The following is a 15,174-nucleotide window of genomic DNA, read 5'->3' as shown; positions in this document are numbered from 1 at the left end:
TCTCAGTTAAGGCGAACAAGCCAACGATCCTGTACAGGAAATAGGTGCAGGCATAACATCGTCATTTCATTTCAACCGCTATTACGACAATAAAACCAAGAATGCTGTTGGAAGGCGTGTTGAATAAACCCCTGGTAAAATAAAGTAAATCCCTTTACTCATTTTTATTTATTATCACCGTATTTATTGGGATAAAAAATAAATGCATTCCCTGCAAAATCAATATGCCGTTAAAAAATGTTAATATTATTACATTACCAGCACAGACAATTTTTTATTTCATAATATCACACCATATCAGAAATATTTCGAGATAAAAGCCAGGCTATTAAAGTATTATTTCTATATCCACAATCAGGTCTTGCTCGCCTCATTGATTATTAACATCTTATATAAACCAGCAAAGATAAAAGCGAGACATTGGTATTCGTCATAATCCGCGTCACGGGAACCCCGTTCATGTGATTGCAATACCAGGTTTTCCACAGCGACGTCAAAGAATCTTGCCAATTTACACAGTGTTTGTCTGGAAATCGGTTTACCCAACTCCGCTCTTTTTATTGTAGAGATAGAGATATAACACTTCGATTCAAGACTCTGTTCCGATAACTCCTCCTGACTTAATTTTTTTTTAACCTGAGATCTTTGATTACTGCGGTGTTCACCAGAAATCCATTATTAGACATACATTACCCTCTGTAATAAACATCAATACGCTTTTTCATGGTTTTATTTCTATACCCTAAATGATTCGAGTTGCGGGACAGAACGCTTTGTGTATTGAACCACATATCTCAAGCATGGCGGGCATTATTATCTATCGTACTCACAGTACACCGCTACCGATGCACTTCAATCATGCCAAACCACAATAAAACCTATTAATGCGTTATAATTTACATTTATCGAACGTAATATCCCCTGATTTTGACAACACAATTAACGCTAAAAGACATCTCAGTATTTTTATTATGAAGAATGGTGCATGACCATAAGGTCATGCACCATTGCCGATTAACTCAGTACGCCGCTCAGTGCGCCCTGGCCTGCTTTTTTCAGCAGTTTCAGCGCTTCACCCCAGAAAGCCGGGTTAACGCCGGAAGCTTTGGCTTCAGCAACACGGTTGGCGCGGTTGACATTCTGTGCTTGAGTTGGAAGTTTCATGGTTAATTCTCCTTGAGTATATTTGCATTGTATTTTGGGGATATCCCCAGGTTAATGCCCCCAATCGGCGGCAAATCTAAAAATAAACGGTTATCGGCCAGCTGATATTAATAAGCGTGCCAGCTGCGCAGCGTGCCGATGGTGACCGGCATAACGTCGCTCACGTCAATGGTATAGCGATAGAGTTTACGCGCCGCGGTGAGACGTTCTTTCGGGTTGAAGAATTCCAGCACCACGTCCCAGCAATCCGACTCCGGACGGCTGACCGGGCTGCGTTCCGCGCTGATCTTGTTCAGGAATAATCCTTCGGCAAACGCATCATCAAAAATTTCTTTCATCTGATAGGCGTTGGTCGCCGCATAGTTAATCGCGCGTTCATTCGACTCATAACCACGATTACGCAGTTCGTAATAAATACGGTTGATGAAGTTGATCAACTCTTTGGATTTCGACGTGCCCATGGCGCTTTCCCCCATCAGCATCTTCGAAATATCCTGAGACTCCCAGTTGAACATGCCTCGCAGTACCGGGCTTATCGTTGGAATCACCTGGCCGTTGAACAAGCGGGTTTCACCACTGATAATGCCGGCAATAGAAACACGCTCCACACCTTTGGTTTCCTGTTCATACAGGAATTCCACCAAACGGGCATATTCCAGCACGGCGAATTGCGCATCGGGCTTAATGGCATAAACCGGAATGCCATCGATTTTTAATGTCCAGATTAACGCGTTGGATTGCTCCGCATTGTCGCCGGTATTCAGGTGCTCGGCCATTTGCACCGGATCAAACGGATAACCGCTTTTATTCCCCATCACCTGGGTGAAATAATCCAGCCGGGCTTCAGTACCGAAGTCATAACCGACCTGACCGATAACAAAGATCTTTTCCTGATCACGTATCGTGCGCGCATCCAATGACGAAGACTGCGGCATAATCCGGCGAACCGGGGCATGCACATAATGATTGGCCGCCGGATCATGGATTTTGGGTAATGACAAACCGGCATCGCGCGATGGAATGCTCACTTCAGTATTCAGGCTGGAAGGTGCCAGTACGGTATCATCGTCAGACTCAACATCCTGAATATCCTGCTGGGCATCGATAATAGAGGGAACCAGCAGCTCCACGGCGGCAGGCTCAATATTTTTTTCTTCAGTTGACATGGTCATGATCCTTTTGGGTGGTTGGTGATAAAATTCCTGTGCTATTTGCCGGAATAATTTCTGAATATTTAATCGGTATATAACCGACTCCCGATTAGCTGCCGTTGACAACACAAGTGGGGTCGCGGTATTAAACAGCCGCTCCCGAATCATTTTTGACGCACGACGATCGTTTACTATATTCATCGCCCTCATGATTAATGCCGATATTGCCGACACCACCGGGGCGGAAAAACTGCTGCCAGAAACAACAGACAGATCATAATTCGGCGTAGCAACAGGAATAGAGACACCGGATGCCAGCAACATTTTCTTTCTCAGTTTTAATCCGTAGTTATTAAATGAGGCCGGCAATCCTGCTTTATCACAAGCGCCAACAGCCAGGACAAAATCCATCGACGCAGGTAATGATTCACTATTACGGCCTTCATTACCGACAGCCGCAACGATCAATACCCCTTCTTTTTCGCAATCATCGATAGCCTTGCGTAATTCATCGGTGCCCTTGCCATTAACGGATAATGATGCACCGCTGACATTAATAATACGGCACCCCTTCAAACGTGCATCACGGATCGCTTTGGCAAGCGTGCGCTCAGAACAGCCATGAATATTTCCCTGTTCATCCTCATGAAAGACAGGAATACTCAGCAGGGTTACCGCCGGTGCAATACCCACACCGTTTCCACCGATAATACTGCTTACCGCCGTTCCGTGAGAGGTGCCTTTATCTTTCTGAGCAGACAGGCCTTCAATGGTTAAATGGTTTAATATCGGATGATGATTTTCAATAGCGCCATCAATAATACCGATTTTTATTCCCTCGCCATTTATCCCCAATTGCTGTAAACCAGAAAGCGGGTCATCAATCAATAATTCATGAGTGTTCGACGAGTGCATCATCATTCTCTTTCCTGAATGTGGAATTTAAAATCCCCGGTGTTTTTAGACCACTCCGCTCGCAAGAGAATAACAACCGTGATTATCGCATAAGTGAGCAACAATCTTTTCCGGCTATATTTTCTTTCACTTTGGAACTGGCATAGAACATTCACACAGCCAACACGACATATCTTAATAAACGTCATTACCTTAAATAGGTGACAACGAACCGTTTATTTGTCTTGCTCGAATAAATCTATAGTAACCTTACTTAAAAAATATTTTGGTATCACTTTAGTATCAGTTTTATCAGTTCTATACCCAAAATAATTCGAGTTGCAGGAAGGCGGCAACGCAGCGAATCCCCAGGAGCTTACACAAGTAAGTGACTGGGGTGAGCGAGGAAAGCCAACGCACCTGCAACTTGAAGTATGACGGGTATATATCACTCAATCAGTTGCAGCGAACCACAAAATGCAATACTTAATAATCATTAAATTACGGTTTGCTTTTTATACAGAGCAGTATTCGCCCGTTATGGCGGATATCTCCCCCAGATAAAACCGGAGTCCTCTGCAACCCCGGTATTTTTCGCTGGTCGGGATCAACCGACGGCGATGACTCAGCCAAAAGCACGTTTCGCTTTCGCCAGATAGTTTTTACGATCCGCCAGACCATTCAGACCACCATTAATTCGGCGGGTAATGGTATTGATATCGTCCTGATCCGCGAACTCGCTTAGCCCATTCTTTTTCCAGAACCAAATCGCCGCCGCCACGGAAACCTCCGGGTTCTGGCTAATCAGATCCGGGTTGGTGACCAAATCCTGACCGATGGCGCTTCCGCAGGTACGGTAGTTATCCCGCCCGGTCAGTTGAATCAGACCACGGCCTCGATACTTCCAGCCATCGCCGGTTTCCGTCGCCCCATTGCCCAGCCGGTTGGCATAAACAATATTGGCGATCGACTCCGGTTTGCGTTCGCACTGCGCGGCCATCTCCTCGGTGGTGAAATAACGCCCGAACACCGATCGCAAACCTTTGGCGCTGTAATTCAAATTCTCTACCCGTGCGCGCAGTTCATTACTCTCGTGCGCAACCTGAGCGATGAAGTGTGCGAAACGCAACGGGGTATTAATCCCCGCGGTATTACACTCCTGCTGTAGTGCCGGCTGGAACAGCGCGAGATCGTCGGCACTGGCTGCCGTCATTACCTTTTTTAATTTTTCCTGGCTAATTTCAAGAGTCATTTGGTTTCCTCCTCAATGGCTTGACGCAGTCAGTTTGCAGAGGAAGTACGTTCCCTCTCTTGGGCAAACATCGGCAAAAAACAGGGAAACATGCAGCAAAATCGGAAGAAATATGGATATGATGATCCCACGGCAATAAACCGGAGGATCACAGAAGGCAAAAAGAAGGCAAGAGGCGGGCCTCAGGCGGCCCCCATCAGGCGGCGGCATTGAGAAGCCGCGTTTATTGAAACGGCGTTTGGTGCTCAACCAATTCCCACACCAGGTAACACAGGAACGCACAGCCGACCACCACCAGCACCATGGTCATGCCTTCCGGCCCCATGCGGTCCATCATGAAACCGATGCCAATCAAACCGGCAATGCCGCCAAGGGAATCCATCATGGTGTAGCTCATGTTGGCGGACATCTGCTGCTGTGGGTGGAAACGATCGCCAATCAACGATAACCCGATGCTGTAAACGCCCCCCATGCTACCGCCCCAGATATACAGCAACACCAACGTAGCGCCGTAATCGGCATACACCGCCAGCGCCAGAAATACCGCGCACACTACTGAGCAGAAAATACAGAACGCGACGATCCACTGCCGGTTCACCCAGTCCGATAGCAAGCTGACCGCCATCCCAAGCGTGACGCTGCCCAGCATGAACATGGTCATCAGCAGCGATGCCCGCTCGTCCGTCAATCCGTCGCTGATGCCATACAACGTCAGAAAGTTGGGTAAACCATAAAAACTGACGCCGCCAACCAGCGCAGACACCAAAATGGCACGGGCATGACGGCAGACAAAACGAAAGCGCACCGCGGATACCGTTCCCGACTGCGGGTTGATGTGGGCAATCCACACCAGCAGCAGCGCGCTCAGGCTCAGCAACGCGGTCAGCCAGAACCGTTGCGTCATCGACACCTGCGTCAGTTGCAACAACACCGGCCCCAACGCCACCCCCAGCGATAGCGCTGCGGAAAACAACCCCATGACCACGCCGCGCCGCCGTAACGGCAATTGATTAAGCCAGGTCTGCAACAGGATCAACTGCATCCCGGTACACAGGCCATACCCCAGAATGCTGACCAGCCAGCCGGGATAAAATTGCTGCCACGCCATGCTGATACAGAGACCCGAGCGTAGCAATACCAGCAGCAGAGTCGACCACGTCAGCCCGATCCATTGAATGATCCGGCTTAGTCGCTGGTGAAATAGCAACACCCCAATGATTTCGCAGGCCATGGCGACGCCAATCCACAAATTGTTGTGGCCCTGCAAATTCATCAACACCGGGATGGTGACGTAATTGATACCGGAGACTGACTGGATCAGAAAGGTCTGCATGATCAATAAGATCGGTAATAAACGCCGCATCATTGCGCCTCCGGATATTTCTGCACCCGCCAGCTCAGCCACAACTGTCCTTTCTCCACCTGGCGGACCGTCACCTGCGCGGATACCGCTTCCGCCTGCCAGTGCAGAAAGCGCAGCCACCAGTCCGGGTCTTCATCCGCCACACTGTCCGGGTTGCCGCTTCGCGTCAGGCGGACTTCCAGCATCCAGTACAGCAGCCCTTCTTCCTCCAGGCTGACCTCAATCGTCAGCGGTTGTTGTGCCAGTTGCCGCCACAGTTGGAAGCTCTGCAACCAGAAGCGGTGGTGATACTCCGGTGAGAAATGGGCCTCCAGTACCTCGTGCGAGGTGATCGTCAACGTGGAATCCGGGCAAGGCAGCAGCGATGGCGCGGCGTTTTGCCACCATTCACCCAGGTTTGCCTGCAATGCGTCATCCTTTTCCGGCGCCACCGGGTCAACGGTGGTGAGCATCATTCCCGTCGGCGGCCGGGTATGCGTGCCGCCGCGTAGAAACAGCAGCGGTAGCGCCCAGTCATACAAGCGTTCCAGTTGCAAAGGCGATGTGGCCTGCAACAGCGCGTAATAAGCCTGTTCGCGGCTGGTCAGTTGCACACGCACCTGCTGGCTACTGCGCCGCATCCACCATACCGCCAGCCCCACGACTAAACCGAGAAACAAAATGGTAATAATGGCCTTACGAAATACCTGATTGAGCGCTTCCAGCCGCTGATAAAAGCTCGATAACTCCAGATCCATCGCCAGGATGCCGCGAAATACGCCTTGCCGATCGTAAAAAGGCGCATAAGCGCTGATAAAAACCCCCCATTCATCCCGATAGGGCTGTACCGACACGCCGGTTTTGTGCTCCCGCAAGGCATCAACCAGTTCCGACGGCGCATTGTCATAGACTTGCATTAATGCCGGAGGCAGGTCCGGCAGGCCGTCGCCATCGTTATCATTCTGTGGACTGGGATTGACGACGAACCGCACCTTGTCCTGATCCAGCACCGTGGTATAGATGTAGCGCACGTCCTGCGATGCCTGACGAATACGCTCCAGTTGCACCGCGAGCTGCTGGTAAACCGGGTCATCTCGCCCGGTACGCGCCGTGATGTTCTGGTGGTCATCGCCGGACAGCGTGGTCGCCGCTGATCGCACGTTCGACAGCAACCCGATTTTGATTTCCTGTTCCAGCGCATTGATGGATTTGTGGTAGACCATGTAAGTCGAGAATCCCAGCAATCCGATAAAAATCAGGCTGGCGAACAGCGCTTGTGCCAGCGCCGCGCGTGAAGGTGAAGCGTTCATAGCGTGAGCCCTCGTATAATCAGCCAGCCGCCAATCGTCAGAAATCCGAGCGGGAAAGCCAGCCGGCAACGACGTATCAACCGCTCGTCTTCCAGCCCGCTCGCCCGGCGATGATGTGCAAAGATAATCAGTAGAATTGCAGCGAAAATGCTGCCATAACCGGCGATAATCATCTGGTCTATGACGGTGGTGTAAGGCAGGCGCGGCAGAATGTTGCTGGTGTAAAACGCGTAGGCCACCACCGTTAACATCAACGTAAAAGAGGTTTGCAACCGCTCGGAGAACGACTCCAGCCAGAACACACTCCAGGAAGCGGCGATAATCAGCCCCAGCGGCAGAATGAAGCTCCACAGGTAGTACGACGGATTACGCACCGCGTCTATCTGCACCGTAATGCGAGAAAACTCATTCTGGTTGGGCTGTACACTGCTCAGATGGTCGTAACGAATATCGCTAATGTGGGTTGACGCTTTACCGCGGATCCACCATTCATCGATCTCTTCGTTATCAATATTCTCGGTGTAGACCTGGATGCTGCTGAACCGCAACTGCTGGTTGTTATAGGAAAATGGCTCCAGTTCCAATACGAACTGTTGATGATCAAACGGGAACAGCCGAAAATCCATGTCATTGCTGAACGCCCCCAAAAAGCGGGCGTTATAAATCACCCGCCCATCGGGAAACAGCATCAGGCGTTTATTACCGGTGTCCGGGCTGCCGACCACGTTGATGAACTCCAGCGCCGGCACCCATAGACCGCCGGTGATCCAGCGCTCGATCTGATTATTTTCAATAATTAAGGGCTTATCGCCGGGTGTTTTACGCGGTTTACCGGTCCATTGCGCGACGATATACCCATCGACCTTATAGGTCTGTTCCAGCGTGTTCACGCCGTAGATTTTATTGATGAAAATACTCACGCTCACATCGACCGGCCGGACGTCCGCAGTATTATCTCCTCCTGCCGCCCTCGTCTGCATCGCACACAGCAACCCGCCAAGCCCGAGCAATATCCACAGTATTCGCATATCACGCCTCCTTCTCTGTGGGAAAAGCGCCGGGCTGCGCAAGCGTCCACAACAGGTTATCCACCAGCGCCCGATGGCAATGCGGCAACACCACCAGATGGCAGAAAAGCATGGGCTTTCCCTGCACCCTCAGTTGGTCGCTGGATAATGAGAAACGATCGATAATCGATTGATGCGGCGCGCTGAACTGCACTATCAGCGAACCGCTGAGTAGCGGTTGCAGAAACAATCGCTCCCGTTCGGGGTCAAGCCGCTCAAACAGATAGCGGAGCCGCTGGTAAGCGTAACGCTGTATCTCGTGACAGCGGCGGAGCATGTCCTGCTGCCCCTGCTCGCCGAAGCGGCACAGTTGGTTCCACAACACCACCGCAGACAAACCGGGACGCGACCCGGATAAGGTGGCATCCCCGCTGCCGATATAAGTCGGCCGGCTGAGCGCCACCGTGCGGTAAGGCTCGGACAGCATCACCACGCCGCACGGCCACGGCATACTCAGCCATTTATACGGACTGGCGCAAATGGAATGCAGCGATGCCGCCTGTGCATCAATCGCCAGTCGGCACCCTTCCGGTTCCGGCCAAAACGGCAGATAGTTGGACGACAACGCACCATCGACATGCAGCCAATAGCTACGTTGTTGCGGCGTATTCGGCGGCAACCGCCGCTGCAATTGCGCCGTAATCTGCCGCCAGTCGTCACAGGCGCCGCTAAACGTGGTCCCGCTGGTGAGGCAAATAATCACCGGCCGTCGGTAGCGATAAAAAAACGTCGCCAGTTGCAGCAAGCTCTCCACATCCACACGACCGGCATCATCGCAAGGCAACGCCCGCGGCCATACCCCGGCGTTGATCGGGCAACGCCCCAGCGAGGGGCCCGCCTCGGCGGGGGTTGCCAATTGCAATACCCGGCACGCCTTGGCCAGCGAATAGTGGCTGCGTTCGGAATACAGTACCACCGGCGCGTAGCGTACGCCTGCGGCGGCCGGCCACTGCGTGGTGGGCGCTCCGCACAGAAAATCGCGCGCATTCCACAGCGCAAACAGATTGCCTTCGGTCGACCCCATCGCCGTCAGGTATCCCCAGTATGGCGACGGCAGGCGCCACAACCTGGCGTAATAATCCAGCACTGCTCGTTCAAAACGCTTGCTGTTCACCTGATAAGCGCCGGGTTCCATGCTGTCTCCTAGGTTTAACAGGTTCATCCCCAGCAGCGGGCGCAGCCCGGCGTCGAACTCCCCCTGCTGATTGGTTTGAAAACCGGCAAAATGCCGCCGTTGTTCCTCCATGTGTGCGATATAAGTGCGCAAGATTCGCCTTCGTACCACATCGTGCAGCCCTTCGGCCAAAATCGTCAGCTCATCAACCGGTTGCATATCTTCACCCTCTGCTCATTTCAGTGATAACAGCAGGGTAGGGAATCACTCGATTAACGAGCGCGGCTATTCAGCGTGGAAATACGGCGAAATGCGGGAGAGAAAGGAAAGCACGCACCGCACATTCCCCATCAACGGGCTCGTCGTCATGTAAGTGAGCGGCTTCACAATTCATACCAAACCAAAACAATGAAGATTTACTAAATAATTTCATCCGGTGTCATTAGCGGAATCCGTTAGCGTGAGCTCGCTCAAAACTATTAGAAAATCTATTCGATCAAGATAATGAAATGGTATTTCAATTATTGAATTGTTTGATTTTTACACTAAGACTGACGTGGGTTACCGGAATAGATTGGCAAGCCTTACCAATGCATCCCGGTCAACACCCACTACGGGCGCAGGGAATAACTCATGCCCACAACATATTTATGGTTTAGAGAAAAGGAATACTGGCTATGAAATCACTCATTACCCCAATTACCGCTGGACTGTTACTGGCGCTCAGCCAACCTTTGCTGGCCGCTACCGATACCGGTGGCTACGCCGCTACTGCAGGGGGCAACGTGACGGGTGCCGTCAGCAAGACCGCAACCTCGATGCAGGATATCGTCAATATCATCGACGCCGCACGTCTGGATGCCAACGGCAAAAAAGTGAAAGGCGGCGCCTATCCGCTGGTAATCACCTATACCGGTAACGAAGACTCGTTGATCAACGCCGCTGCCGCCAATATCTGCGGCCAGTGGAGCAAAGACCCGCGTGGCGTAGAAATCAAAGAGTTCACCAAAGGCATCACCATCATTGGCGCCAACGGTTCTTCCGCCAACTTCGGCATCTGGATTAAGAAATCCTCCGATGTGGTGGTACAGAACATGCGTATCGGCTACCTGCCGGGCGGCGCTAAAGATGGCGACATGATCCGCGTCGACGATTCGCCGAATGTCTGGGTTGACCATAACGAATTGTTCGCCGCCAACCATGAGTGCGACGGCACACCGGACAACGACACCACCTTTGAATCCGCCGTTGATATCAAGGGCGCGTCGAACACCGTCACCGTCTCCTACAACTACATCCACGGTGTGAAAAAAGTGGGTCTGGATGGTTCCAGCAGCAGTGATACCGGCCGCAATATTACCTATCACCATAACTACTACAACGACGTTAACGCCCGTCTGCCGTTGCAACGTGGTGGTCTGGTTCACGCTTACAACAACCTGTACACCAACATCACCGGTTCCGGCCTGAACGTGCGCCAGAACGGCCAGGCACTGATCGAAAACAACTGGTTCGAGAAGGCGATAAACCCGGTAACGTCCCGTTATGACGGCAAAAACTTCGGTACCTGGGTGCTGAAAGGCAACAACATCACCAAACCGGCCGACTTCTCTACCTACAGCATCACCTGGACGGCCGACACCAAGCCTTATGTGAATGCCGACAGCTGGACCTCCACCGGCACCTTCCCGACCGTGGCCTACAACTACAGCCCGGTCAGCGCACAATGCGTGAAGGACAAACTGCCTGGCTATGCCGGCGTGGGTAAAAATCTGGCCACGCTGACCAGCACAGCCTGTAAATAATCTCACGCAGAGGCAGGCGCATCCGCCTGACTCACCGGGTTATCCCACCCTCGAGCGGGCTCAATGCCCGCTCTTTTTTTGCTACCGATCCACTGAGAACCCGGCAAGATGCACAAGCCTGACGTCGCTTTTCAGACAAATTTAATAATCAATAGCTTTTTAATTATTAACGGTTATAAGCGACAGGTCGGAACTCCGTCCACAAAAAGTGACGCCTGTCATAATTCGAAAAAACATAATAGATACTAATAATGAACCGGCGTTCCAACTATTGAAATGTATCCTTTTTGAGCTAAAACTGAGCACAGGTTGATGCGTGTGATTCGGTTTTACTTATCTATACCCGACGTGATTCATGCGACTAACAGAAAACATGGCGGGAATATCCCTACCGCATCAACCATAAGTAAGGGCATGTGGAACGATAAATGCCCATCTCATATTTTTTTAAAAAACAGGAACTCGACTCATGAAATCACTCATTACTCCGATTGCCGCCGGCCTGCTGTTGGCATTCAGTCAATACAGCCTGGCCGCGGATACCGGCGGTTATACCAAAACGGACGGTGGTGACGTCTCCGGCGCCGTGAAGAAAACGGCCAGCTCAATGCAGGACATCGTCAATATCATTGAAGCCGCTAAAGTCGACGCTAACGGCAAAAAAGTGAAAGGCGGGGCTTATCCGCTGGTGATCACCTATACCGGCAACGAAGACAGCCTGATTAATGCCGCCGCCGCCAATATCTGCGGCCAGTGGAGCAAAGATGCCCGTGGCGTGGAAATCAAAGATTTCACCAAAGGGCTCACCATTATCGGTGCCAACGGTTCTTCCGCTAACTTCGGTATCTGGATCGTCAACTCTTCCGACATCGTGGTACGCAACATGCGTATCGGCTACCTGCCGGGCGGGGCTCAGGACGGCGATATGTTCCGTATCGACAACTCGCCGAACGTCTGGCTGGATCATAACGAACTGTTTGCCGCTAACCACGAGTGCGACGGTACTAAAGATGGCGACACCACCTTCGAATCCGCGATCGATATCAAAAAAGGCGCGACTTACGTCACCATCTCTTACAACTACATCCACGGCGTGAAGAAAGTCGGCCTGTCTGGTTTCAGCTCCTCCGACACGGCTGAACGCAACATCACCTATCACCACAACATCTACAGCGACGTCAATGCTCGTCTGCCGTTGCAGCGCGGTGGTAACGTCCATGCCTACAACAACCTGTACACCGGTATCACCAGTTCCGGCCTGAACGTCCGTCAGAACGGCAAGGCGCTGATCGAAAACAACTGGTTCGAAAACGCGGTGAGCCCGGTCACCTCCCGCTATGACGGCAGCAACTTCGGCACCTGGGTGCTGAAAGGCAACAACATCACCAAACCGGCTGATTTCGCCACCTACAACATCACCTGGACGCCGGATACAAAAGAGTACCGCAACGCTGACACCTGGACCTCCACTGGCACCTACCCGACCGTGCCTTATAGCTACAGCCCGGTTAGCGCACAGTGCGTGAAAGACAAACTGGCCAACTACGCCGGTGTAGGCAAAAACCTGGCCACGCTGGCCAGCTCAGCCTGTAAATAATCCGTTCCCGTCGGCATCGCTGATGCCTGGAACGCCCTCCGCCCGGCTCTGCCGGGCGGTTATCGCAAGATTCATTCTGGACGGGAGAGCACGCTTTACTCGCCCGTTTTTTATTTAGCCGCTCCTCGCCATCAGGCAGGACAAGCCCCCCCGGCATAGGGATCAAGCCATGATGAAACACACCCTGTTATTCACATTATTATTCAGTACCAGCGTCCTGACCGCTCAGGCCGCCAGTACTGCCGCCCCTGACCTGAAAGGATTCGGCACCGAAACGGTGGCCGGCAGCGGCGGCAAAGTTATTCGCGTCACCACACTGGCATCCAGCGGCGCCGGCTCGCTGCGCGAAGCGCTGGCTACCAAAGGCCCGCGTATTATCGTGTTTGAAGTGGGCGGTATTATTGACCTCAACGAGCAAGACATCCGGCTCGCCGAACCCTACGTCACCATTGCCGGGCAAACAGCGCCATCGCCAGGTATCACCCTGGTTAAGGGCGGTATGTCGATCTCCACCCATGACGTCCTGATGCAGCATATCCGTTTCCGCATCGGCGATAACGGCCACGCCAAAAAGAGCGGCTTTGAAAAAGACGTGTCGCTCACCGGGCCGAATGCCTACAACGTGGTGGTGGACCATTGCAGCTTTGCCTGGGGCACCGATGAAAACCTGTCGGTTTCCGGCCCGCGTTACGACGGCCAGTCCGGCACCGCGCATAACGTCACCTTCTCCAACAACATCATTGCAGAAGGTCTGTACGACTCCAGCCACTCTAAAGGCATTCACTCGATGGGCACGCTGGTCCACGATAACGTGACCAACGCGGCAATCATCGGCAACCTGTACGCCCACAACAACGAACGCAACCCATGGTTCAAGGGCGCGACCACCGGCGTTGTCGTCAACAACCTGATCTACAACCCAGGTATTTGGGGCATTCGTATTGGCGCAATTCAGAGCGAATGGGAAGGTCGTTCTCTGCCGGTTAACGCCAAAGTGGCGATCGCCGGTAACGTGATGTATCACGGTGCCAACACCAAATCCGGCCTGTCGCTGGTTGGCAGCAATACCACCGGCGGCGATGTCTGGATGAGCGATAACCTGGCCTTCGACAAAGCAGGCAAAGCCGTGGCTCAAACCTCCGGCACGGGCATTAACCTGCTGAAATCGGCGCCGGTGTGGCCCACCGGGTTGACTGCGATCAGCGCCTCGTCGGTAGCCAATCAGGTAACACAACATGCCGGCGCTCGTCCGAAAGACCGCGACACGGTGGATAAACGCATCGTTAACGACTTCCAGAAACGCAGCGGCACATTCGTCAACAGCCAGAGCGAAGTGGGAGGGTATCCGACCGCCACCGCCACCAAACGCGCGCTGACGATCCCGAGCACGAATGTGGATACCTGGTTGCAGCAAATGGCTAAAGAGCTGGAATAAATCACTCCGGTATTATCTGCCATTGAAAATGCCAGTCATGCCCAGTGGCTGGCATGACCTATTTGATTAGCCGATACAGGCGCAATAACCGGGCAAAGAAAGGCGCAAGCGGACGCATAGCGTCGATTGAAATGAAAAGTCCCCTTGCCGTTTAACGGCAAAGGGACAGGTTAACCTCTCATCAGGACATGTCGGGTCAGCAGGTGGTTATTTCTTAATAATCTTCACTGACTGAATCACAATCGGTTTAGAAGGCACATTCTGGTACGGCCCCACATTTTCTGTCTGAACCTGAGAAATCTTGTCAGCCACTTCCATGCCTTTTACCACTTTACCGAAGACGGCGTAGCCAAAATCACGCTGGCCATGATCCAGAAAAGCGTTGTCCGCAACATTGATAAAGAACTGGCTGGTGGCGCTGTCTTTTTCGCTGGTGCGTGCCATGGATATGGTGCCACGCAGGTTACGCAGGCCATTGTCCGCTTCATTCTTGATAGGCGGATTGGTGGGTTTCTGTTTCATATCACTGCTGAAACCGCCACCCTGAACCATGAACCCAGGGATCACCCGGTGGAAGATAGTGCCGTTGTAAAAACCACTGTTGACGTAATCAACAAAGTTTTTCACAGAAACCGGCGCTTTTTGATCATCCAGAGCCAGTTCGATGTTGCCCGCAGAGGTTGTCAGCAGCACATGGGTGGACGTGGTAGTAGCGGCAAAAGCCGGTGAAAAAGCGGTCAGAGAAAATACAGTGACTACCGCTGCCAGTATACGTTTTGACATGAAGAATTCCTTTTGAGGATCAACGACAGAAAGCGTACCGATTTTAAATAGCCGTCCCTTTCTGCGCTACCCATTTACCTTTTTTTACGCGATCCCGACCACCCATTGGCGAAAAAAAGAGCACTATTTGCTCTGTTGCCCGCCTGAATAACAATACGATGGTCACGATCCGACTTCCCCGGCACCCATATTGCGTTACCGGGGAAGGAAAACGGTCAAAAGGAAGATACGCCGCAAGCCTTATTAGTGCTGGATCAACA

13 protein-coding genes are annotated in these 15,174 nt (G+C 52.1%); 3 read left to right on the top strand and 10 right to left on the bottom strand.

What is annotated here, in order from left to right; genetic code table 11:
* Window positions 1–354: 354 nt before the first annotated feature.
* From DCH402_RS20945 to DCH402_RS01565, 8 genes are all read right to left on the bottom strand, one after another.
* On the bottom strand, window positions 355–672 hold the full coding sequence (locus DCH402_RS20945; protein ID WP_152486950.1) for a helix-turn-helix domain-containing protein: 318 nt from the start codon (window positions 670–672) through the stop codon (window positions 355–357).
* Window positions 673–1,014: 342 nt separating this feature from the next.
* A complete protein-coding gene (locus tag DCH402_RS22750) occupies window positions 1,015–1,164 on the bottom strand; it encodes a hypothetical protein (protein WP_012768059.1) in 150 nt (49 codons plus the stop codon).
* Between the two features lie 107 nt (window positions 1,165–1,271).
* Window positions 1,272–3,236: a PatA/PatG family cyanobactin maturation protease gene (locus DCH402_RS01590; RefSeq protein ID WP_039999262.1), complete on the bottom strand. Its 1,965-nt coding sequence runs from the start codon at window positions 3,234–3,236 to the stop codon at window positions 1,272–1,274.
* Between the two features lie 598 nt (window positions 3,237–3,834).
* Window positions 3,835–4,461, bottom strand: coding sequence for a glycoside hydrolase family 19 protein (locus DCH402_RS01585; RefSeq protein WP_039999260.1), 627 nt, complete (start codon window positions 4,459–4,461; stop codon window positions 3,835–3,837).
* A gap of 223 nt (window positions 4,462–4,684) precedes the next feature.
* Complete coding sequence (locus DCH402_RS01580; protein ID WP_039999258.1) at window positions 4,685–5,827, bottom strand: MFS transporter; 1,143 nt, start codon at window positions 5,825–5,827, stop codon at window positions 4,685–4,687.
* On the bottom strand, window positions 5,824–7,113 hold the full coding sequence (locus DCH402_RS01575) for a PDC sensor domain-containing protein (protein WP_039999256.1): 1,290 nt from the start codon (window positions 7,111–7,113) through the stop codon (window positions 5,824–5,826). Before DCH402_RS01575 ends, DCH402_RS01580 begins: the two co-directional genes overlap by 4 nt.
* A complete protein-coding gene (locus DCH402_RS01570) occupies window positions 7,110–8,141 on the bottom strand; it encodes a ligand-gated ion channel (protein ID WP_039999254.1) in 1,032 nt (343 codons plus the stop codon). The genes DCH402_RS01575 and DCH402_RS01570 overlap by 4 nt, the downstream gene beginning before the upstream one ends.
* Window position 8,142: 1 nt before the next feature.
* Window positions 8,143–9,513, bottom strand: coding sequence for a pyridoxal-dependent decarboxylase (locus tag DCH402_RS01565; protein WP_039999252.1), 1,371 nt, complete (start codon window positions 9,511–9,513; stop codon window positions 8,143–8,145).
* A 458-nt stretch (window positions 9,514–9,971) separates the two neighbouring features.
* Here DCH402_RS01565 and pelC point away from each other — a divergent pair, with 458 nt between their 5' ends.
* The 3 genes from pelC (at window position 9,972) to pelZ (ending at window position 14,131) form a co-directional block, all read left to right on the top strand.
* A complete protein-coding gene (gene pelC / locus DCH402_RS01560; protein ID WP_039999250.1) occupies window positions 9,972–11,099 on the top strand; it encodes a pectate lyase PelC in 1,128 nt (375 codons plus the stop codon).
* A 469-nt stretch (window positions 11,100–11,568) separates the two neighbouring features.
* Entirely contained in the window at window positions 11,569–12,696 is a 1,128-nt protein-coding gene (pelB, locus tag DCH402_RS01555; protein ID WP_039999247.1) for a pectate lyase PelB, read from the top strand.
* 172 nt (window positions 12,697–12,868) lie between these two features.
* Window positions 12,869–14,131, top strand: a complete 1,263-nt coding sequence (gene pelZ, locus DCH402_RS01550; protein WP_040003296.1) for a pectate lyase PelZ — start codon at window positions 12,869–12,871, stop codon at window positions 14,129–14,131.
* A 207-nt stretch (window positions 14,132–14,338) separates the two neighbouring features.
* On the opposite strand, the gene ppiA is transcribed toward pelZ, so the two are convergent.
* Both ppiA and DCH402_RS22945 read right to left on the bottom strand, forming a co-directional pair.
* A complete protein-coding gene (gene ppiA, locus DCH402_RS01545) occupies window positions 14,339–14,914 on the bottom strand; it encodes a peptidylprolyl isomerase A (RefSeq protein ID WP_039999244.1) in 576 nt (191 codons plus the stop codon).
* 43 nt (window positions 14,915–14,957) lie between these two features.
* The coding region (locus DCH402_RS22945; RefSeq protein ID WP_233276310.1) for a hypothetical protein at window positions 14,958–15,174 on the bottom strand (217 nt) is incomplete at its 5' end.

The sequence above is a fragment of the Dickeya chrysanthemi NCPPB 402 genome (genome assembly GCF_000406105.1).
In the GTDB taxonomy this organism is placed as follows: domain Bacteria; phylum Pseudomonadota; class Gammaproteobacteria; order Enterobacterales; family Enterobacteriaceae; genus Dickeya; species Dickeya chrysanthemi.
This window is presented reverse-complemented; position numbering and strand designations above follow the sequence as displayed.